Below are 22186 nucleotides of genomic sequence, written 5' to 3' on the forward strand. Positions count from 1 at the left end.
TTACAATGAAATATAAATTAGCATTATTTTTTATCTTAATTAACTTACATTTATTGTCTCAAAACAAAAACCAATCGATTGGCTTTAAAGAGAATAAAGGTCAGATCATTGATCAAAAAGGAAAACCAAACACTGCTGTAAAATATTTATTAAATACTAACGGTCTGAATGTTCAGTTAAGAAAAAATGGTTTTTCGTATGATATTTATGAAGTTAAAAAAACAGAAATAAAAGACCCGAGAAATCCTAGAGAAGAGTCTTCTCATTTTCATAATAACCAAAAAGAAAAAGAGGCGGATTTTAAATTGGAATACACTTTTCATCGAATAGATATTGACTTTGCAAATTCAAATTCAAAAGTTGAATTAATTGCTGAACAAAAATCAACTGATTTTGATAACTATTATAATGTAGCCAATAAACCAGAAGGAATTACTGGTGTTCATCAATACAAAAATGTTACTTATAAAAATATTTACCCAAATATTGATGTTGTTTTTACAATTCCGGATGATCCTAAAAAAACAGTTGAATACAATTTTGTTATTCATCCTCAAGGAAAAATCTCTGATATTCAATTAAAATTTAATGGTGCAGAAACAGATTTGGTGGATAATAAAATCCAAATGAATCTTCGTTTTGGAAAAATGGAAGAAACACTGCCAGCCAGCTGGATTGAAGATCGAGGAAATAAAAGAGCTATTACTGTTGGTTATACTAAAATCAAGAAAAATGTTTATGGGTTCAATAGTTCGAATAATGTTTCTGATAAAACTATGATTATTGATCCTGTACCAACTAGACTATGGGGGACTTTTTATGGCAATGAAGAAAATTATGGAGGCAATGAATTTGGAGGAATCGCAACCGATTTATTAGGAAATAATTATTTAGTAGGAACAACTTCTGTTCCTAATTCTTCATACGCAACTTCTGGTGCGCATCAAGTTACAATCGGAAATCCAAATAAAATGGCTTCTGACGGAATAATTGTAAAATTTTCTCGAGATGGTCGAAAAATATGGAGTACTTATTATGGCGGCGAAGAATATGATAAGATTAATGCAGTGAAGACAGATTATCAAAATAATGTTATTATAGTTGGTAAAACCAATAGTACAACCAATATTAGCACCAGTGGATCTTCCAGTTCTTCTTTTGGTGGTTATGATGATGGTTTTTTGGTAAAATTTAATTCATCTGGCACTAGACTTTGGGGTACTTATTACGGAGGAAGAGACAATGATGAAGCTTATGATGTTGATATAGATAAAAACAATAATATCTTTATGGTTGGCAGGTATTCAATCAATCATTCAACAAATATTTTTGACACTCCGATTGGCGATGGTTTCATAACTAAATTTACCCCGAATGGGATTATAGTTTGGAATAAATTATATGGTGGTAAAGGTACAGATGAATTTAGGTCACTTAAAATTGGAGAAAACTTTATTGTCGTAGGTGGCTTTTCATATAGCTCAGATAACATCTCTACTCCTGGAGTTTTTCAAGAAAATCTTTATGACACAAATAATCTCGATGGCATTGTTTTTAAATTAAATTTAAATGGGGATCGAATATGGAGTACATACTACGGAGGGGAATCTATTGATAGAATTCATGCAATCGAAATTGATGATGAAAACAACATATACATTGGAGGAGAAACTTCCAGTTCTATGAATATTGCTACTCCAAACTCTTTTGATGATTATAATTTATATACTGAAACTGGTTTTTTTGCAAAACTAAATCAAAATGGGCAAAGATTATGGGGATCTTATTTGGGCAATAGTACAGATGTTTATTCATTTATTTTTAAAAACAATTCATTGTATATTGGTGGGAATGGAGGATATGATAATTCAATAACTACACCATGTGCATATAAACGAACTGGATATTCAGGTGGATATATTGGTAAATTTTCTAAAATGGGAGAATTAATATGGGGAAGTTATACAGGAGGATTTGATCAATATTCTCAAACAGAAATAACAATTGAAAATAATGAAATAGTCATTGGAGGAACGTCTATTGGAATTAATGATGGAATTGCTGATGCAAATTCTGAACAGCCAAACATTTTAGGACCTAAAAATTTCTTTATAATGAAATTTTCCGAAGAAAACATTTGCAATATTAATGCGAATCCAAACAGTAATTCGCCCATTTGTATTGGTGGAACATTAAACCTTTATGCAGATTCAGGATATAACTATGCATGGACTGGACCAAACGGTTTTACAAGTAATTTACAAAACCCAACAATTATTAATGTATCAAATTTAAATAAAGGAATCTACAAATTGATCGCAAGCGATGATTGTGGTTGTCAAAAGAATTATGATATTGAAGTCGTTATTGGAGATATTCAAGCACCAGTTCCTGATATTACAAACCTACCAACAATTACTGGTGATTGCCATACCACAATAACTACAACTCCAACTGCTACAGATGCATGCGCTGGTCCCATTACAGGAACAACTACAAATCCGTTATCTTATACTTTGCCTGGAACTTATACAATTGTGTGGAATTATAATGACGGAAATGGAAATTCGTCATCACAAAATCAAACTGTTATCATTACAAGTCAGCCATTACCAACTGCGGATCCTTTACAAAGCTTCTGCGTTCAGCAAAATGCCACCTTAAACGAAATTCAAATTACAGGACAAAATATAAAATGGTACAGTAACCTAACTGCAGGTACACTCGTGCAGCCAACAACTGTAGCACAGGATAAAGCGACATATTATGCTTCGCAAACTATAAATGGCTGTGAAAGCGAAAGAGTTCCTGTAAAAATCAACATTCAGGTTACTTATCCTCCAACAGGAAATGCAAATCAGTCTTTTTGTTCAGCACAAAATGTAACCATTGCTGATATTCAAGTTACAGGAACATCAATAAAATGGTATGATGCAGCAAATAATGGGAATTTATTACCTGAAACTACAAACCTTGTAAATGGACATACCTACTATGCTTCTCAAACAGAAAATAATTGTGAAGGGCAAAGATTAGGAATTACTATTTCGATTGTAAACACACCTTCTGCTCCTACTGCAAACGCAAATCAATCTTTTTGTAAGAGTGAAAATGCTACGTTAAATGATATCCAAATTTCTGGGCAGAATATAAAATGGTACGATACTAATTTTTCTGCTTCCAGCCTGCCAATTACAACTTTATTAGAAGATAACAAAACTTATTATGCTTCTCAAACCATTGGTTGTGAAGGCGACAGAACTCCAATTCTAATTCGTGTATATGACACTCCGCTCCCAACAGGTAACAGAAATCAGCAATTTTGTATTGATGAAATTGCCACAATAGAAGATCTTGCAATTACTGGCACAAACATAAAATGGTATGATGCAGCTGTAGGCGGAAACATTTTAAATGGAACCGATTTGTTACAAAATAATATCTATTATGCATCTCAGACGTTAAATAATTGTGAGAGTCAAAGACTTGCTGTTACGGTAAAAGTTCAGGATATTCAAAACCCTATTGCTGATTCTCCACAGGTGTTTTGTATTCAAAAAAATGCTTCTATTCGTAATATTGAAATCATTGGGCAAAATATAAAATGGTACGAAAACAGTTCTTCAAACATAACATTATCAGAATCTACACCTCTGGAAAATGGAGTTATTTATTACGCTTCGCAAACTATCAGCAATTGCGAAAGTGATCGAATTCCAGTTTCGATAACTATTCTTGAAGCAACAATTGGCGATTGTATCAATTTTGTTGATGAACTTCCTTTTCCTGAATTCTTTACTCCGAACAATGATAATTTTAATGATTACTGGACGATTGATCCGGCATATTTAGCTCCAAATACGGGAATCAGAATATATGACCGCTACGGAAAGTTAATTAAAGAATTAGCTCCCGGCGCTTCCTGGGATGGGTTGTATCTAGGAAATCAAGAGCCTGCATCTGATTATTGGTTTGTTGTTAAACGTTTAAACGGAACCGAATTTAGAGGGCATTTTAGTTTAAAAAGATAAGTTTAAAAAAGGCTTTACAGTTTATAAAAACCGTAAAGCCTTTCTTTTAGAAATTAAATAAATTTCAATCCTTCCTTATTCTTGCAAACTTTTAAATTTAAAATAAGAGTAAACGATTGGCACAAATGCTAAAACAAGAACAACTGCAACAAAAACTTTAGAAAAAACAGCATCCTGAAAAATTAATCCGCCTAACGTTAAAATCAGACCCCAAAAGAACCAAAGTTTTCCAGCAAATGCATGCGTAGCTTTCCAGACTTCATTATTTTCTAACGTCCATGGAGTTCTGATTCCAATAATATAATTGGGCTGAATTACTTTAAAATAATTCCCTAGTATCATTAATAATGCTCCGATTCCAACATGCAAAAAGGCCGGACTTGTTAAAGACTGATTTTTTGAAATATAAATAATAAACAAAGCCACCAGAGACATAAAAAGAACCAGTATAAACTTAAGCTGATAAAACTTGCCTCCCATTAATAATAGTCTTTTTTTGGGATCAAATTTAGACGCCGCGATCATTAAAACATATATTAAAACCGGAAGCATAAAAAGTACAGCTAATAAACTAAACTTACTTCCCCATCTGTCAATTTCTCCTTTATAGTTCCAATGCACGGGAACTCTTTCAGGAAGACTGTTCCAAACTATGGCTAAATAAACAAAAGGAGTCAAAATTATCCCAATAATGGGAAGCTCTTTTTTTAATTCTAAATTCATTTTATTATTTTTTAAAAGTTAGTATCCATTGCAAAACATCTTCCATAATGGTGGTATTAATGGAATAAATAATGAATTGTCCGCTTTTTTCTGAAGTAATTAAAGCGGCGCGTTTTAAAATATCCAAATGATGAGAAATACTGGGCTTTGAAATATTAAAAGCATCGGCAATTTCACCGGCTGACATATCCTTCTGCCTTAAAAGTTCCAAAATTTCTCTTCTTGTTGCATCATTTAATGCTTTAAAAATATCATTCATTATATTTATATATTTAGACAAATGTCTAAATACTTTTTTACTTGACAAAAAAAAAGCAGCAATTTTTACATTGCTGCTCTTCTATAATATCTTAAAAAGAAAATTAAAACTTGTGTTCGTCTTTACTAATTACCAAAAATGAAATTAAAGAAATACAGGCCGCTATTATTAGATATAAACCTACATAACTCACACTATACGTTGACGCCAGCCAAATTGCAATCATAGGTGCAAAAGCAGCTCCTAAAATTCCGGCCATATTAAAAGTTAAAGAAGCACCAGAATAACGAACGTTTGTTGGAAACAACTCTGATAAAAAAGTTCCTAATGGACCATACGTAAATCCCATTAAAGCCATCCCTATACAGGCAAAAGCTGTTACCAAAGTAATATTTCCTGAACTTAAAAAATAAGAAAAGAAAAATCCAAATACAGCAATAGCCGCCGTCGCCGCAATAAGCATTTTTCGGCGCCCAATTTTATCTGCTACAACAGCCGAAACAGGAATGAAAATGGCAAAAAACAATACCGAAAATAATTGTATTAACAATCCATCTCTTTTTACAATTCCTAAACTAGTGGTTGCCCAAGTCAATGTAAAAACGGTCATTAAATAAAAAACCAAAAATGTTGTAATGGCTGCCAATGTTCCGAAAATCAATTGATTTCTATAAGACTTAATGATCGTTAAAAAAGGAACTTTTACTTCTTCCTGATGTTTTTTAGAATCTTCAAACGAAGGTGTTTCTGAAATTTTTGTTCGGATATAAAATCCAACAATTACCAGAAGTGCACTGGCAATAAACGGAATTCTCCAGCCGTAATCCATAAAATCTTCATTGCTCATTGAATCCGTCAGCAGAAGAAAAGTTCCACCCGAAAGCAATAAACCTATTGGAGCTCCCAATTGCGGAAACATTCCGTACCAGGCACGTTTATGAGGCGGTGCATTTTCTATGGCAAGCAAAACAGCTCCTCCCCATTCGCCTCCTAAACCAACACCCTGCCCAAAACGACAAAGCATTAATAATAAAGGCGCTGCAATACCAATACTTGAATATGTTGGTAAAAACCCTATCGTAACTGTCGAAATACCCATCGTTAACAAAGCAGCTACAAGTGTAAATTTACGACCAATTTTATCTCCATAATGTCCAAAAAAAGCTGAACCTAAAGGCCGCGATAAAAAAGCAATGGAAAACGTTGCTAACGATTCTAAAGTTGCCATCGCAGGATCTGAACTGGAAAAAAACAAATGCGGAAAAACCAATACAGCTGCATTGGCATAAATATAAAAATCAAAAAATTCGATTGTGGTACCAATAAGGCTTCCAAAAAGAACATGTTTTAAAGAGTTCTTTTGATTCGGGTTAGTTTTCATGCAAAATAGATATATCTTTTTTTTGGTTACAAAAATATAGTTTCATTATTAATAATTCACAATTCAAAGAATTAGTTTTAAAACAACATAGTAGTTTTAACAAATTAAATGAATTTTACATTTCAAAAACCAATATTTCACTTAAAACTAAGAACTTGATTTTATGAACTTTGAAACAAAAAATAAAAATCAATTCTTAAGCATTAGTTAAAACCGTTTTTAACTGCATATTTTCATTAAATTTACAGCTGTCAAAAATAAATTTATAATTATGCCTACCGACTGTATCAGCTACCAAACCTCCGGATATTTTTCTAAATTAATACAAGATTATTTAGACCAAAAATCAGAGCTAAAACCGCTGTACAACCATTTTCCAACATTAGAAAATTTCGAAAAACAAATCGCTGAAAAAGCTTCTAACTTTGACAACCGCAATCGAATTCCTTTAGTTTCAACTTTAAAAAAACAATATCAGAATATTGAAATCTCAGATTCAACCAAACAAAATATTGAACTTTTATCGCTTGAAAATACTTTTACTATTACAACAGGACATCAGTTGAATTTATTCACCGGACCTTTGTATTTTTTATATAAAATTATATCGACGATTAACTTAACCAAAGAGTTAAAATCGAAATATCCGTCATATAATTTTGTTCCAATTTATTGGATGGCTACTGAAGATCATGACTTTGAAGAAATTAATTATTTCAATTTTAAAGGAAAAAAATTCAGATGGAATAAAGAAAGTACGGGACCTGTTGGAAGACTTCCGACTGAAGGTTTAGCAGAATTCTTCGAAATTTATTCTCAGGAATTAGGTTCAAGTACAAATGCCAATACTCTAAAAAAACTTTTTGAAGACGCTTATTTAAAACATAATAATTTAGCCGATGCAACTCGTTTTCTGGCTGACAGTTTATTTTCTAATTACGGATTAGTTATTATTGATGCTGATGATGCTGATTTGAAAAAAGCTTTTATTCCGTTTGTTAAAGAAGAATTAGAAAATCAAACATCATATAAAGCCGTTCAAAAAACAATTGAGAATTTTAATGATTATACTGTTCAGGTAAATCCGCGCGAAATCAATTTATTTTATATTGAAGATAATTTACGTGAAAGAATCATCTTTGAAAACGACAAGTATCACGTTAACAACACCAGAATATCTTTTTCAAAAGAAGAAATTTTCAGCCTTTTAGAAAATAATCCCGAAAAATTCAGTCCAAACGTTATCATGCGTCCGTTGTATCAGGAAATTATACTGCCAAACTTATGCTATATTGGCGGAGGCGGTGAAATTGCTTATTGGCTGGAATTAAAATCATCTTTTGAGGCAGTAAAAATTACTTTTCCGATGCTTTTAGTTCGTAATTCAGTTCTTTTAACAACAGAAAAACAAGCTAAAAAAGCAGATCAACTTAATCTAACCTGGAAAGATTTGTTTACAAAACAAGAAAATCTGGTAAATACAATTACACATAAAATTTCGGCTTTTCCTATTGATTTAACACCTCAAAAAGAATCATTGAAAACCCAATTTCAATATCTTTACGAACTGGCGAATCAAACTGATAAATCTTTTTCGGGCGCCGTAAAAGCTCAGGAAGTAAAACAGACAAAAGGTTTAGAAAATTTAGAAAAGCGTTTATTGAAAGCCCAAAAAAGAAAATTAAGCGATCAATTACAGCGTGTAATAGATCTACAATGTGAATTGTTCCCAAATAATAGTTTACAGGAACGCCAGAGTAATTTTTCTGAATTTTATCTGGAAAAAGGCGAACAATTAGTTCCGCTTTTATTACAGAAATTAAAACCATTAGAAATGAATTTTAATATTATAACGATTTAAAAAAATAAAATAATAATTCTGAGAAACAAATAACCACCTATCTCCTCAGAATTATTATTCTTCAAACCAAATAGCGATTTTTAAAAATTATTAACTAACCAATTTACCCAAAATCGATGGTAAAAGAACGCTTAATTTCGCTAGATGTCTTTCGTGGACTCACTATTTTATTAATGACAATTGTAAACAATCCCGGAGATTGGGGCAACGTTTACCCGCCTTTATTACACGCCGAGTGGAACGGATGCACACCAACTGATTTAGTCTTTCCGTTTTTTGTTTTTATAATGGGAGTTGCTGTGCCATTAGCAATGCCTGACAAATTCTATGACGGCACAACTTTCAATAAAATTTTAGTTCGTTCGCTACGAATGCTATGCTTGGGGATTTTCTTTAACTTTTTTGGAAAAATTCAATTATTCGGACTTGAAGGAATTCCGCTTTTAGTTGGTCGTTTAGCCATTACAATTGCTGTTGGTTACGCATTGATGGGAAATTTTAGTTCAAGACTGAAAAACATTCTGGCATTTTCTATTCTGATAATTTATTTGGTTTTAGCTTATAGCGGAATTGAAGCTTACAGTGATGTAAGACTTCCGGGAGTTTTACAGCGTATTGCGATTGTTTATTTTGTTGTTTCTCTTTTATATCTGAAAACATCTCAAAAAACACAAATCATTACCGGAATTGTTTTACTCTTAGGATACTGGGCAATAATGACATTAATTCCTGTTCCGGGTATTGGAGAAGCTAATCTTGACAAAGGAACCAATCTCGCTTCATGGCTCGACGGAGTTTTATTAAAAGGTCACATGTATCGCGGAACTGTAACCTGGGATCCGGAAGGAATTTTAAGTACACTTCCATCAATTGTAAACGGAATTATTGGGTTATTAATTGGCCAGATTTTACAAGCTGATACAACAAAAATCCAAAAAGCGCAAAAAATGGGAATTATAGGCACAATTCTTATCTTTTTTGGTTTAATCTGGGATTTGGTTTTCCCTATAAACAAATCGCTTTGGACAAGCAGTTATGTTTTATATACAACTGGATTAGCAACGGTTTTCCTGACTATTTTATATTATGTAATCGATATTTCTGATTATAAAAAAGGCTTTAAAGCTTTCTTAATCTGGGGAGTAAACCCAATGATTGTTTTTTTTACATCGCAGATTATACCGCAGGCATTGGTTATGATCGAGTTTCAAAACCCGCATGATCCTTCTCAAAAAATCAATTTATTAAACTTTCTATACAGTTTTTGGATAGCACCATTTTTTAGCAATCCAATGACTGCTTCATTAGCCGGAGCTTTGGTTTACGTTTGCATCTGGACATTTATTTTGTGGATATTCTACCGAAATAAATTAATATTTAAAGTTTAAAAAACATTTTTCTTGGCTAAAACATCATTCTAACGTGTTTTAATTATGAATTTATTAAAATCAATTCATAAAAAAAGTCTACTTTTGCACAAAATTTAATAAAATAAAAAATGGCAACTAATAGAACTTTTACAATGATTAAACCAGATGCGGTTGCAAACGGACACATCGGGAATATCTTAGCAATGATCACAAATGGTGGTTTCAAAATCGTTTCATTAAAATTAACTCAATTAACTGTTGCAGATGCTAAAGCATTTTACGCAGTTCACGCAGAAAGACCTTTCTACGGAGAATTAGTTGAATTCATGTCACGCGGACCAATTGTTGCTGCAATTTTAGAAAAAGACAACGCAGTAGAAGATTTCAGAACTTTAATTGGAGCTACAAACCCGGCTGAAGCTGCTGAAGGAACTATTCGTAAAGCATACGCAACTTCTATTGGAGAAAATGCAGTTCACGGATCTGACAGCGACGAAAATGCTGCTATCGAAAGCGCATTCCACTTTGCAGGAAGAGAGCAGTTTTAATATTAGATTTTAAAGTTCAGTCCCGATAGCTATCGCAATAGATTACTGGACTTCTAAAAATCCAAAAAAAATCCCGTTTCAAATGAAACGGGATTTTTTTATTAATAGAAATATCGATTAAAGCTTGTCTGACTTTTTAACAATTTTCTCAAGTCTATCATCAAGATCTTTTAAAAGCTCATCTAATGCACTTTCGCACATAGGTAATACTTTATCAAGACTTAAAACAGGAACTCCGCCTACGATTGTTCCAGTTTTCTTAGAATTTGCTCCTTCAGAAATAGCAAATACTTTTTTCCCGGTTTTATCATACAAAGCTAGTCTTGCGTAAGCTCTCATTTTTATAGTTCCAGTTCCACCAACAGCGAATCCTTTTACTACAGCAAAATGAATTTCTGTAAATAAAACACCATCAGCAACTTCACTAAACATTTTTGCAGACGCTTCCTCATTTACAGAACCATTCATTCCTTCATAAATATATTTATATCCAGGATAATTGATGATAGTACCGCTTTCTCCGCCTTCTCTTGCAAATTTAGGAGTAAAAGCAATATATTCCGGTTTTTGAGTTACGTCAGTTTCAGGAAGTAAATCAAACGGAAATTTTTTAGAATAATCATTAAAAAATGCAGTGTGGTATTTCTCTAAAATTGGAGAAAGATTAAAATTTGGATTGTTTCCTAAATCAGCAATCGCAGCTAATCCATTTAAACCCAAATCAGAAAGATCTATTGTTTTATCTGTGTAAAACGAAACAACAGCCACTTTTTTCTTTTGTGAATAACCAGTTAAAGCAAATAATACAGTTAAAATAAGTAAAATTCTTTTCATTGTTTTTTGGTAGTTTTTAAATGTTTATAAATGAGAGTAAGCTTTAATAAAAAAATACTTACCGTTCAAATATATCATAAAAAAAACACTTCTAAATTAAGAAGTGTTAATTTATTTTTTAACATTAAAATTTACTGAGAAAACTAAAATATGCTATCGCAGAACCACATCTTTAACAACCTCACGTCCAAGTTCTTCGTTAATCATTTTCACAATTTTAGATTTCCCGTGAGTTAATTCTTCCCTTAAAACAGATGAGCCCAGTTCGACATAAAGTGTACTACCTTTTAAAATAACATTTCTCGTGTACGTATTTACGCCATTTCCCATTAACTGTCTCCAGGCTTCCCTTACATCAATCTGATCCATTCCGGGCTGTAATTTATTCACCTCAATAATCTGCTGCAGAACGGCTCCTATTGTACTTTCATTATTTAGTCTCTTTGCCATCGTTTAAAATATTTATTGGTCCTGCTTTTTTATAATGATATTCTTTATTCTGATCATTTTTTACTACAAACTCAGTATCTGAAATCGAAATCAATTCTTCAGTCCACTTCGCATAATCGGTATTATAATCCAGAAAAACACCCTTATCTGTATTTCTTACAGAAAATTTTTCAAAAGTATTAGTCGTCAAAAAAGTACCATCCAGCTGAGCCATAACTTTTGTACGCGTACCCGTATTGCCTTTAACAGTAAAGAAATCAAAATTTTCATTCATTCCGTACTCTTTATCTTCTCCTTTATCAAAAACAACTTTTTCAATTTCCCAATATCCATTCAATTTTGCAATGTCAGTTGGTTTTATTTCCTGTTTACAGCTTACAAACAAAAGCGATAAAACCAAAATCATAAAAGTGTTTTTCATAAAGTAATAATATTAATAAGAAGCTATTCCTGCTGTCCGCTATATCTTTTCCTGGCTAAAGAAGCCAGAAAAAGGATGCCGCTCCCATCAGGGCTAGAACTTCCGTTTTCAAAAGAAATTTAGTGTCTCGCAAAGTTACTTCATAAACTTTAGAAATGATGTTTTTATTATTTCATTTTTAAAAACATTTAAAATCTATAAAAATCTTATTCTAACAATCTTATACCATATTAAGGCAAAAAATAATCGGAATATAGAAGACTTTTGCAGCAAAATTTAAAACAAGATTCTCCAAAAATCTTTTAATTAAAAATATTATGAAAAAATACAGCATAATTATATTTACTTTATTTTTGATAATTTATGGTTACAGCAAAATAAAATCAAAAAATACGGAGCATAAGACTCCAACATATATTGAAGTTAATCATCAACCGGAACAACTAGAAAATAAACCTGTATCTTTAAAAGATGATTTTTTAAACAATAAAAAAGCAAATACATCTCCTGTAAAAATTATAGAATCTAAGCTCTCAAGATCACAATATTCTGATCATAAAGACATTAAAATAGTTTTTAAAAACTCCGGAAAAAAAGACATTCAGGCCATAAAATTTGAATGGTATTGCGAAAATTCATTCGACGAACCTGCAAACGGAAGATATTTTTATGGAGAAGGAAAATCTACAGGAGAAATCACCTATTTATTAAAAGCCGGCCAAACAAGAACAAAAGTTTGGGAAGATTTTTCAACAGATGCCAATGAAATTATAAAAGCAAGAGCGTATTATATAGTATTCACTGACGGAACAAAGTGGAAATTAAAATAAAAACAACTTCATGTTAAGGTTTTAAGTAAAATAAATTTCATATAAGGATTAAACTATTTTGCATATTTTTGGTCAAAGCCCAAACTAAAACCAAAAAAAACCATGACTAAAACTATTTGCATAATCTTGAGTGCCTTATTACTGATAAGCTGTAGTAAAGATACTACCGAACCAGATCCAGCTCCGGCAGAAAGTATGTATTTCCCGCCATTAACAGGAACAACTTGGGAAACAAAATCAATCGCAGACCTAAAATGGAATCAAAGCGCCGTACAGCCGCTTTTAGATTATCTGGAACTCAAACATTCTAAATCCTTTATTATACTAGTAAACGGCCGAATTGTTCTGGAGAACTATTTCAACGAACATAATGCATCAACAAACTGGTATTGGGCCAGCGCTGGAAAAACACTAACTTCTACAGTAACAGGAATTGCACAGCAGGAAGGTCTGCTAAATATCAACAATAAAGTTTCTCAATACTTGGGAACAGGCTGGACAAGTGAAACTTTAACACAAGAGAATCAAATTACCTGCAAACATTTATTAACCATGACATCTGGACTTGACGACTCTACAGATGATGTAGATCCGGCTAGTTTAATCTACAAAGCCGACGCAGGAACCCGATGGGCTTATCACAATGTATACGTAAAGCTACAAGATGTTGTTGCAAATGCCAGCGGACAGACTTGGGAAAACTATTTCAACGCCAAATTAAGAGATAAAATAGGAATGAACGGAACTTGGGTTCAACTTGGCGTAAATAGTGTTTACACAAGTAATTCTCGCAGCATGGCACGTTTTGGATTACTAATGCTTAATAAAGGAAAATGGAACAACAATATCATTTTAAACGAGGCCTATTTTAGTGAAGCAACAAATACTTCACAAAATATCAATTTAGGATACGGTTATTTATGGTGGCTAAACGGAAAAAGCTCTTATCATTTACCACAATCTCAACTTACTTTTCAGGGAAGTGTAATTCCAACTGGGCCAAGTGATATGTTCATGGCTTTAGGAAAAAACGATCAGAAAATCTATGTTGTCCCAAGCAAAAACATGGTAGTCATTAGAATGGGAGATGCCGCAGATAATGTAAATCTTGCACTTTCTGACTTTGACAAAGTTTTATGGGAAAAAATTAGTGCTTTGTATCAATAAAAAATAAGCTTTTAAATACCAAAGTCCGTCAAACTTTGGTATTTAAAAGCTCAATATTTTTAACAATACTTACTTATCTTATCTATTAGAACGCGTTCTTTTAAGAACCCCTAAAAAGAACAAAACAATTCCAGCTACAAGTAAAATATAATAAATTGAAGGAACGCTATCCTTTAATACATTTGCCAAAACAAAACATATCACACTTGCAAAATAAAAAGCTATAGCAGATATATTTTTCAAAGATTCTAAACTCATTATTTATTATTTAAAAAAACTATCAACAAATTCATATTTATTGAAGACCTGTAAATCTTCAATTCCTTCGCCGACACCAATATATTTTACAGGAATTTGAAACTGGTCAGAAATACCAATAACAACTCCTCCTTTTGCAGTTCCGTCTAGTTTAGTTACTGCTAACGAAGTAACTTCTGTCGCTGCTGTAAACTGTTTTGCCTGTTCAAAAGCATTTTGACCAGTCGAACCATCTAAAACCAAAAGTACATCATGAGGCGCATCAGCAACTACTTTCTGCATTACACGTTTTACTTTTGAAAGTTCGTTCATCAAATTGATTTTATTATGTAAACGGCCAGCTGTATCAATAATTACGACGTCAGCATTTTGAGCAACCGCAGATTGCAAAGTATCAAAAGCTACAGAAGCAGGATCACTACCCATACTTTGCTTTACAATAGTTACACCAACTCTATCTGCCCAAACTTGTAATTGATCGATGGCAGCTGCACGAAAAGTATCTGCAGCACCCAAAACAACTTTATGACCCGCTTTTTTAAACTGATAAGCCAGTTTTCCGATAGTAGTAGTTTTTCCAACACCATTTACTCCAACAACCATTAAAACGTATGGTTTTTTATCTTTTGGAATTTCAAATTCTGTTGCTTCTCCAGTATTAGTTTCAGAAAGCAAACCTCCAATCTCATCACGCAGAATTTGATTTAACTCTTCGGTTCCTAAATATTTATCTTCAGCTACACGTTTTTCGATTCTTTCAATGATTTTTAATGTTGTATTTACTCCAACATCTGAACCTACTAAAACTTCTTCGAGATCATCTAAAACATCGTCATCGACTTTAGATTTTCCCGCCACAGCTTTGCTTAACTTAGAGAAAAAAGTAGTTTTTGTTTTTTCAAGACCTTTATCTAAAGTCTCTTTTTTTTCGGTAGAGAATAATTTTTTAAAAAAACTCATTTTTTTATTTATTGTTAGTTGTAGACTGATTTTCTTAAGTTTAGAAAAACAATCTTTATGTTTTATAGAACACCTTCTGTGTTTAATTTATCCCTGCAGAACTTATTATTTACTCGGCTTATTTAGACAGGTAAAGATAAAGAGTATAATAAGAACAAATGTTTAAAAAAAACAAAAAATATCGGGTTTCTATAAAATTTTAAACAAATATAAAATAAAAAAGCTACTTCCGAAAGAAAGTAGCTTTTCTATATAATGTAATTGTAATTATTTCTTTTTCAAGAATTCATCAACTAATTCAGGAGCCATAATAGATTCAACGAATATATATGCACCAGTTTTTGGAGATTTTACCATTTTGATGGCTTTTGATAATCTCTTAGAAGATGTTTGTAACGATGCTACGGTTTTCTTTGCCATGATTCAAATGTTATTTGAAGTTTTTATAAAACTCTAATGGCCAAACCATTGAGATTTACAAAAATCTCTAATTATTACTTAATTTCTTTATGAACAGTTACACGTTTCAAGATTGGATTAAATTTTTTAATCTCTAATCTATCTGGAGTATTTTTTTTGTTCTTAGTTGTAATATATCTAGAAGTACCCGGAACACCAGAAGTCTTGTGCTCAGTACATTCTAAAATTACCTGGATTCTATTACCTTTCTTTGCCATCTTGCTATATATTTATTTAGGAAAAGATTATTTGATAAATCCTTCTGACTGTGCTTTTTTCAAAACAGCAGTGATTCCATTTTTATTAATTGTTTTTATCGTAGATGCTGCTACTCTAAGAGTAATCCATCTATCTTCTTCTGGAAGATAAAAACGCTTTTTAACTAAGTTTACAGAAAACTTTCTCTTAGTTTTGTTCATAGCGTGAGAAACGTTATTTCCTACCATCGCTCTTTTACCTGTAAGGTCACAAACTCTTGACATTATACTTATCTTTTATCGTTATTCAAAATCAGGGTGCAAAGAAAAGAAAAATAAACCATTGTAGCAAAAAATTATTGCACAATTTTTAAAATTTCTTTCTGCAATATTTCCAAACTCTTAATAGTCGCCCTATCTATCACTTTTTCACGCGGTTGTCCAAAGTTAAATTCTTCTGTAATTACGCCATTTGGTGTTGCCAGCGCTATAAAAACAGTCCCTATTTCAGCATCTGAATCGCCTTTTAACGGGCCTGCATTACCTGTCGTTGCAATGGCATAATCCGTTTTTAGTATAGCTTTTGCACTCTGAGCCATAGCCGTCGCAACCTCTGCACTTACGACCGAAAATTGATTTATTAAATCCTGTGGAATTCCTAAAACATTAACTTTAGCTTCTGTTGCATACGAAACTATACTTCCTTTAAAATATCCTGAAGCACCTTGCACCGATGATAAAAGTGATGCAATTTTTCCTCCGGTGCAGCTTTCTGCGGTTGAAATTGTTTTATTATGTTTTGCAAGCAGCTTCCCTACTACCGTTTCAATGGTTTCATTTTCATCATAACCTACTATAATATCGTGAATTATAGCATCCAGAGACTGAACATTTTCTTCAATTGCTTTTTCCAGCTCTTCTTTGTTCGTTCCTCGGGCTGTCATACGCAGACGCACCCGACCCGGATTTGGCAGGTAAGCCAGTTTAATAAATTCGGGCAGATTGTTTTCCCAGCTTTCAATACGTTCTGCAACTAAACTCTCGCCCTGACCATAGGTTAAAATGGTTTTATGAATAATATAAGGACGTTTATATTCTTTTACTACTTTAGGAATTATTTCATTTTCTACCAGATATTTCATTTCGTACGGAACTCCCGGAAGCGAAACAAATACGGTATTTTCTTTTTTCATCCACATTCCCGGTGCTGTTCCCATTTTATTTGGTAAAACAGTACATTTCGAAGGAACAAGTGCCTGATCTTTATTTAACTGAGAAATTGGTCGTTTATAAAAACCTTCTATCAATTCTGTTACGTGAGCCAAAACTTCTGGATTTACAACTAATTCGTCATCAAAATATTCACAGAAAGTTTTTTTCGTAACATCATCTTTTGTCGGACCCAAACCTCCTGTTATAATTACAAGATCAACTTTGTTTTGTAATTGGGCAAAAGTGTTTAAAATATGCTGTTTGTCATCACTTATAGAAATCATTTCATAAGTTTCAACACCTATTCGATCAAGCTCTTTGGCTATAAAATTCGAATTTGTATCTACTATCTGACCAATTAAAATTTCATCTCCAATGGTAACTATTGTTGCTTTCATATTTATAAAATATTTTACTTATAGTTTTTACAAGTATATTTTGAAGTAAATTGAGGAAATGATTTGGGGAAAATCCGGAAGGAAGAACAAAAGAAAAGATTCTTTTATTTTAAATAAAATTGAAATTTTATTCCGCTTTTAAAAGTTTTAAAAGCGGAATAATTTATTTTTTAAACATCAAAGTCTTTTTTAATTTCTTTGATTGCTTCTTTTACCTGAATCTTTATGCTTTTAAAAGTTTCAATAATATCTTTTTTCTTTCCTTCGGCTTTTGTCCAGGCTTCTACTTGAAGAATTTCTTCAAAAGCAACATTAAGCCCCATCAAATCTAAGGTAGGTTTTATTTTATGCGCATAAGAATAGGCATATTTATGATCCTTTTTCTTGATTCCTTCTTTGATTTGCTTTAAATCTTCAGGAACTTCTGTAACAAATAATTTTAGAATTTCGTTTACAAATTCAGGGTCATTGTCTGAAAGCGCATATACTTTCGAAAGGTTGTACTTTAAAGCCATTATTTTACTTGTATTCTAAATAATTTTTTATCTTCTAAAAAGCCTTCTAAAACATCATTTGGTTTTACCGGCGCAACACCTGCCGGCGTTCCGGTAAAAATAATATCTCCAATTTTTAGTGTAAAAAACTGCGAAACATACGAAACTAATTCATCTATTTTCCACAACATAAAACTTGTATTTCCTTTTTGAACTGTTTCAGAATTATTTTTGAGCTCAAACGTAAGATTTTCTAACGAAACAAAATCACTTTTTGGTAAAAAATCTCCAATTACAGCAGAGCCGTCAAAAGATTTTGCTTTTTCCCAAGGCAGTCCTTTGGCTTTTAGTTTATCTTGTAAATCTCTGGCTGTAAAATCAATACCTACACTTATTTCGTCATAATACTTATGTGCAAATTTAGGCTCAATATATTTTCCTACCTTATTAATTTTCACAATTATTTCTAATTCGTGATGAACTTCTTCAGAAAATTCCGGAATTACAAACGGATGCTGCTTTAATAAAACTGCCGAATCCGGTTTCATAAAAACCACCGGTTCATCCGGACGTTCGTTTTTTAATTCCTCAATATGATTGGTATAATTTCTACCGATACAGATTATCTTCATTCTTTTAAAGGTGCTGAGATGCTAAGGTTCTAAGATTCTAAGGCATCAAGCTTAAAACTTAGAACCTTAGCATCTCAGAATCTTAGAGCCTTATTTCGTATTTAATTTTCTTAATTTAATTCCTGTCAAAACTTTTTTGGTATACAGAGGAAAATCTGCATTTTGAATCCAGCTGAAATATCCTGGTTCAGTTTCCAGAACTTTTTCAACTTTTGCTCCTTTATGTTTACCGAAAGTAAATATTTCTTCGTCGTCTTTATCAAAAGCAATCATTCCGGCAAAATCAGCGATTTTTTTACGTGTTGTAAACTCCGACAATGATTTCATGTCATTTTCCAATTCCGGATAACGATCTAACTGTGCTTTCAGGATTTCATACGTTGCCATTGTATCCGCCTCTGCCGAGTGTGCATTATCAAGACTTTTTCCGCAATAGAATTTTAAAGCAGCGCTCAAAGTACGTTCTTCCATTTTATGAAAAATGGTTTGAACATCTACCGAAACTTTGTTTTTCATATCAAAATCAACTCCGGCGCGTAAAAGTTCTTCTGCCAACAACGGAATATCAAATCGATCTGAATTAAACCCTCCTAAATCACTGTCTTTTATCATATTATGAATATGCGGAGCCAGTTCTGCAAACGTTGGTTCGTTTGCTACTTTTTCGTCAGTAATACCATGAACAGCTGTAGTTTGTGGAGGAATTGGAATTGTTGGATTAACCAGCCAGGTTTTACTTTCTTTATTTCCGTTTGGAAAAACCTTAAATATCGAAATTTCTACAATCCGATCTTTACCAATGTCAATTCCAGTTGTTTCAAGATCAAAAAAGCAGATTGGTTTGTTAAGTTTTAATTCCATTTTTAATTTTTATAAGATTACAAATGTAATTTTTTAAAGCCAAAGTTCCTGACCAAAATTCTATTTTTTTGACCTAAAAAAGCTTAATCACCTTATTTTAACTTTATTACTAATCTTCGTTACATCTTTTACAGAAACGAAAAAACCCGAAAAACTTTCTATTTTTTCGGGTTTTAAAATTTATTTATTATTTCGATTAGAAATCTCTGTCTACGTCAAAAGCTTCTAAATATTCTGCTACTCTTTTCACAAAACTTCCTCCTAATGCACCGTCTACAACTCTATGATCGTAAGAGTGCGACAAGAACATTTTTTGACGAATTCCGATGAAATCACCTTCCGGAGTTTCGATAACCGCAGGAACTTTACGAATTGCTCCAAGAGCTAAAATTCCAACCTGAGGCTGATTGATAATCGGCGTTCCAAAAACACTTCCAAAAGTACCAACGTTGGTTACAGTATAGGTTCCGCCTTGCGTATCGTCTGGTTTTAGTTTTCCTGCTTTTGCGCGGTTTCCTAAATCGTTAACCGCTTTTGCCATTCCGACAAGGTTTAACTGATCTGCATTTTTAATTACAGGAACAATTAAATTTCCGTTTGGTAAAGCCGCTGCCATTCCTAAGTTGATGTTTTTCTTTTTGATGATATATTCCCCATCAACAGAAATGTTCATTCCTGGGAAATCTTTTAAGGCTTTAGCAACCGCTTCCATCATAATTGGAGTGAAAGTTAGTTTTTCACCTTCTCTCTTTTCGAAAGCCGTTTTAACTTTATCTCTCCATTTTACAATGTTTGTTACGTCAACTTCAATAAATGACTGAACGTGAGCCGAAGTCTGCACAGAAGCTACCATGTAACCAGAAATCAGTTTACGCATTCTGTCCATTTCGATGATTTCGTCACCGCCATTTACAGAAACCGGAACTACCTGCTGACTTTTTTGAACTACCGGCTCTGGTGCCTGAACCGTTTTTGGCGCTTCAACTACAGTTTTTGGCGTTTCAGCCACAGCTTTTGGAGCTTCTTCAACTGTTTTTGGAGCCTGTACAATTCCAGCTTTGCGGTCTTCTATATATTTTAAAATATCATCTTTTGTTACTCGGCCATCTTTTCCTGAACCCTGAATATTATCTAATTCAGCAACAGAAACACCTTCTTCTTTTGCAATATTTTTTACTAAAGGCGAAAGGAATTTATCAGATCCAGAAAAATCTTGTGGAGCTGTAACTGTTTCTTTTACTGCTTCTATCGTTTTTTCAATTTCTACTGCTTCTACTGGCGCAGAAACCTCAGCAGCCGGAGTTGCTGCAGGCCCATCACCACCTTCTGTTTCGATAATTGCAATAGTCTGCCCTACCTGAACTAAATCATCTTTGCCAAATAATTGTTCAACTAAAATTCCTGATACTTCACTTGGTACTTCGCTGTCAACTTTATCAGTTGCAATTTCAAGTACAGCTTCATCAGCTTCAATTTTGTCTCCCACTTCTTTCAACCAGTTAGTAATAGTTGCTTCAGCGACGCTCTCTCCCATTTTAGGAAGCTTTAATTCAAATCTTGCCATATTATTATTCTAAAGGGTGATTTTGATTTTATGATTGCGAAATTACTGAAAATTTTAAATATAAATTACACTTAATATAATTTTTTACTCAATTTTCGTGATTTGCCCCCTGTCATTTCTTGAATTACTCCCAATAATAAAACCTGTCATTTTAGGTAAAATCTTAAAAGTAATGTTCTTATCTTTAAGAGTTTCTATGATATTGATACATTTTTTGAATGAAACATAGTGATTATCCAAAATGATCTCGGTCTTTTTACCCTGTAAAATCAGCGACGAATTTACCATTTTTTCTTTCTTGAAATCTAAAAAACGAACTTTATTTTCTAAAATCGACGCCAGTTTTTTAGCCAAATTCTCATTTTCAGAGTACAAAATATAACTTTCCGGCAATGGTTTTTCTTTTGGTTTTCCCTGAAACATTTTTATGAATGAAAAAAACAAAGTTCCGCATTGGATGAAAAAACTAAAAAATCTGGATTTCTTAAAATGTTTTTTATAAAAAAAGTTCATTGCATCCTGAAAACGTTTCATGTACAATTCGTCTTTTATTGTACTTTCTCCTTTATAATGTAAAACGGTGGTTTCGTGGAAATAATAATTTGTTTTTTTTAGCAGCAGTGCTCTGTAAGACAAATCAATATCATCTGCATACATAAAACAATCTTCGTCAAAACCATTTAATTTTTGATATAAATCTTTTTCTAAAAACATAAATGCTCCAACGAGAATTTCAACTTTTCCGGTTTGGTTTTTATTTAAATGCTGGGCATAATACCGATTAAAATGTTTTGATTTTGGAAATATCTTATATAATCCGAAAATTTTTGTGAATGCTACCCAAGGCGTTGGGATTCCGCGTTTACTTTCGGGAAGAAAATCTCCGGTTCCGTCAATTAATTTGCAGCCAATAATTCCAAGATTCTGTTTGTCTTCGGCGAAAGCCAAAATTTTAGCAAATGTATCTCCGGCAACAACAGTATCTGGATTTAGAATACAAATATATTTCCCCTGCGCTTGTACAACACCTATATTATTTCCTTTTGGGAAACCAAAATTTTCTTTGTTTTCAATCAATTTTACTTCCGGAAACCAAGTTTTCATCATCAAACAGCTGTCATCAGACGAATTATTGTCTATTACAATAATTTCGGCATCAAGACCTGCAATTGCTTCCTGAACACTTAAAACACATTGTTCCAGAAAGTAACGTACATTATAATTAAGAATGATAACCGATAACTGCATTGATTTTTTAAAAATTGATTTTGGGGAA

At 32.6% G+C, this 22186-nt stretch carries 23 protein-coding genes; 6 read left to right on the forward strand and 17 right to left on the reverse strand.

Features of this window, described 5'->3' with window-relative positions:
* Window positions 1-5: 5 nt before the first annotated feature.
* On the forward strand, window positions 6-4031 hold the full coding sequence (locus tag ABDW27_RS06575) for a T9SS type B sorting domain-containing protein (RefSeq protein ID WP_343695152.1): 4026 nt from the start codon (window positions 6-8) through the stop codon (window positions 4029-4031).
* A gap of 75 nt (window positions 4032-4106) precedes the next feature.
* Here the strand turns inward: ABDW27_RS06575 and ABDW27_RS06580 are convergent, their stop codons facing one another.
* The 3 genes from ABDW27_RS06580 to ABDW27_RS06590 form a co-directional block, all read right to left on the reverse strand.
* A complete protein-coding gene (locus ABDW27_RS06580; RefSeq protein ID WP_343695153.1) occupies window positions 4107-4754 on the reverse strand; it encodes an SdpI family protein in 648 nt (215 codons plus the stop codon).
* 4 nt (window positions 4755-4758) lie between these two features.
* Complete coding sequence (locus tag ABDW27_RS06585; RefSeq protein WP_343695154.1) at window positions 4759-5013, reverse strand: autorepressor SdpR family transcription factor; 255 nt, start codon at window positions 5011-5013, stop codon at window positions 4759-4761.
* Window positions 5014-5116: 103 nt separating this feature from the next.
* Window positions 5117-6394: an MFS transporter gene (locus tag ABDW27_RS06590; protein ID WP_343695155.1), complete on the reverse strand. Its 1278-nt coding sequence runs from the start codon at window positions 6392-6394 to the stop codon at window positions 5117-5119.
* Window positions 6395-6665: 271 nt separating this feature from the next.
* Here ABDW27_RS06590 and bshC point away from each other — a divergent pair, with 271 nt between their 5' ends.
* The 3 genes from bshC (at window position 6666) to ABDW27_RS06605 (ending at window position 10173) form a co-directional block, all read left to right on the forward strand.
* On the forward strand, window positions 6666-8255 hold the full coding sequence (gene bshC, locus ABDW27_RS06595; RefSeq protein ID WP_343695156.1) for a bacillithiol biosynthesis cysteine-adding enzyme BshC: 1590 nt from the start codon (window positions 6666-6668) through the stop codon (window positions 8253-8255).
* A 116-nt stretch (window positions 8256-8371) separates the two neighbouring features.
* Window positions 8372-9643: a DUF5009 domain-containing protein gene (locus tag ABDW27_RS06600; RefSeq protein ID WP_343695157.1), complete on the forward strand. Its 1272-nt coding sequence runs from the start codon at window positions 8372-8374 to the stop codon at window positions 9641-9643.
* Window positions 9644-9753: 110 nt separating this feature from the next.
* Window positions 9754-10173: a nucleoside-diphosphate kinase gene (locus ABDW27_RS06605; RefSeq protein WP_012026941.1), complete on the forward strand. Its 420-nt coding sequence runs from the start codon at window positions 9754-9756 to the stop codon at window positions 10171-10173.
* Window positions 10174-10290: 117 nt separating this feature from the next.
* On the opposite strand, the gene ABDW27_RS06610 is transcribed toward ABDW27_RS06605, so the two are convergent.
* The 3 genes from ABDW27_RS06610 to ABDW27_RS06620 form a co-directional block, all read right to left on the reverse strand.
* Window positions 10291-11007: a hypothetical protein gene (locus tag ABDW27_RS06610; protein WP_343695158.1), complete on the reverse strand. Its 717-nt coding sequence runs from the start codon at window positions 11005-11007 to the stop codon at window positions 10291-10293.
* Window positions 11008-11160: 153 nt separating this feature from the next.
* Window positions 11161-11457, reverse strand: coding sequence for a DUF721 domain-containing protein (locus ABDW27_RS06615; RefSeq protein ID WP_343695159.1), 297 nt, complete (start codon window positions 11455-11457; stop codon window positions 11161-11163).
* Window positions 11438-11878 (reverse strand): hypothetical protein, encoded by a 441-nt coding sequence (locus tag ABDW27_RS06620; protein WP_343695160.1) that lies wholly within the window; start codon window positions 11876-11878, stop codon window positions 11438-11440. The genes ABDW27_RS06615 and ABDW27_RS06620 overlap by 20 nt, the downstream gene beginning before the upstream one ends.
* A gap of 317 nt (window positions 11879-12195) precedes the next feature.
* Here ABDW27_RS06620 and ABDW27_RS06625 point away from each other — a divergent pair, with 317 nt between their 5' ends.
* The gene (locus tag ABDW27_RS06625) at window positions 12196-12708 is read left to right on the forward strand and encodes a hypothetical protein (protein ID WP_343695161.1); all 513 of its coding nucleotides are present in this window, start codon (window positions 12196-12198) and stop codon (window positions 12706-12708) included.
* Window positions 12709-12810: 102 nt separating this feature from the next.
* A complete protein-coding gene (locus ABDW27_RS06630; protein ID WP_343695162.1) occupies window positions 12811-13875 on the forward strand; it encodes a serine hydrolase in 1065 nt (354 codons plus the stop codon).
* A gap of 78 nt (window positions 13876-13953) precedes the next feature.
* On the opposite strand, the gene ABDW27_RS06635 is transcribed toward ABDW27_RS06630, so the two are convergent.
* The 11 genes from ABDW27_RS06635 to ABDW27_RS06685 form a co-directional block, all read right to left on the reverse strand.
* The gene (locus tag ABDW27_RS06635) at window positions 13954-14133 is read right to left on the reverse strand and encodes a hypothetical protein (RefSeq protein ID WP_343695163.1); all 180 of its coding nucleotides are present in this window, start codon (window positions 14131-14133) and stop codon (window positions 13954-13956) included.
* Between the two features lie 6 nt (window positions 14134-14139).
* Entirely contained in the window at window positions 14140-15093 is a 954-nt protein-coding gene (gene ftsY, locus ABDW27_RS06640) for a signal recognition particle-docking protein FtsY (protein ID WP_343695164.1), read from the reverse strand.
* 267 nt (window positions 15094-15360) lie between these two features.
* Window positions 15361-15513 (reverse strand): DUF4295 domain-containing protein, encoded by a 153-nt coding sequence (locus tag ABDW27_RS06645; RefSeq protein WP_012026946.1) that lies wholly within the window; start codon window positions 15511-15513, stop codon window positions 15361-15363.
* A 74-nt stretch (window positions 15514-15587) separates the two neighbouring features.
* Entirely contained in the window at window positions 15588-15770 is a 183-nt protein-coding gene (gene rpmG / locus ABDW27_RS06650) for a 50S ribosomal protein L33 (protein ID WP_008253902.1), read from the reverse strand.
* 27 nt (window positions 15771-15797) lie between these two features.
* Window positions 15798-16034 (reverse strand): 50S ribosomal protein L28, encoded by a 237-nt coding sequence (gene rpmB, locus ABDW27_RS06655; RefSeq protein ID WP_008468080.1) that lies wholly within the window; start codon window positions 16032-16034, stop codon window positions 15798-15800.
* A gap of 71 nt (window positions 16035-16105) precedes the next feature.
* Window positions 16106-17359, reverse strand: coding sequence for a competence/damage-inducible protein A (locus ABDW27_RS06660; RefSeq protein ID WP_343695165.1), 1254 nt, complete (start codon window positions 17357-17359; stop codon window positions 16106-16108).
* 170 nt (window positions 17360-17529) lie between these two features.
* The gene (locus tag ABDW27_RS06665) at window positions 17530-17874 is read right to left on the reverse strand and encodes an Hpt domain-containing protein (RefSeq protein ID WP_343695166.1); all 345 of its coding nucleotides are present in this window, start codon (window positions 17872-17874) and stop codon (window positions 17530-17532) included.
* Window positions 17874-18485 carry a fumarylacetoacetate hydrolase family protein gene (locus tag ABDW27_RS06670; protein WP_343695167.1) on the reverse strand — a complete coding sequence of 204 codons (612 nt, stop codon included), beginning with the start codon at window positions 18483-18485 and terminating at the stop codon, window positions 17874-17876. Before ABDW27_RS06670 ends, ABDW27_RS06665 begins: the two co-directional genes overlap by 1 nt.
* A 90-nt stretch (window positions 18486-18575) precedes the next feature.
* Window positions 18576-19346, reverse strand: a complete 771-nt coding sequence (locus tag ABDW27_RS06675; protein WP_343695168.1) for a 3'-5' exonuclease — start codon at window positions 19344-19346, stop codon at window positions 18576-18578.
* 196 nt (window positions 19347-19542) lie between these two features.
* A complete protein-coding gene (locus tag ABDW27_RS06680) occupies window positions 19543-20910 on the reverse strand; it encodes a dihydrolipoamide acetyltransferase family protein (RefSeq protein WP_343695169.1) in 1368 nt (455 codons plus the stop codon).
* Window positions 20911-20994: 84 nt separating this feature from the next.
* On the reverse strand, window positions 20995-22158 hold the full coding sequence (locus ABDW27_RS06685; RefSeq protein ID WP_343695170.1) for a glycosyltransferase family 2 protein: 1164 nt from the start codon (window positions 22156-22158) through the stop codon (window positions 20995-20997).
* Between the last annotated feature and the right edge of the window lie 28 nt (window positions 22159-22186).

The organism is Flavobacterium sp. (assembly GCF_039595935.1).
Lineage (GTDB): Bacteria > Bacteroidota > Bacteroidia > Flavobacteriales > Flavobacteriaceae > Flavobacterium.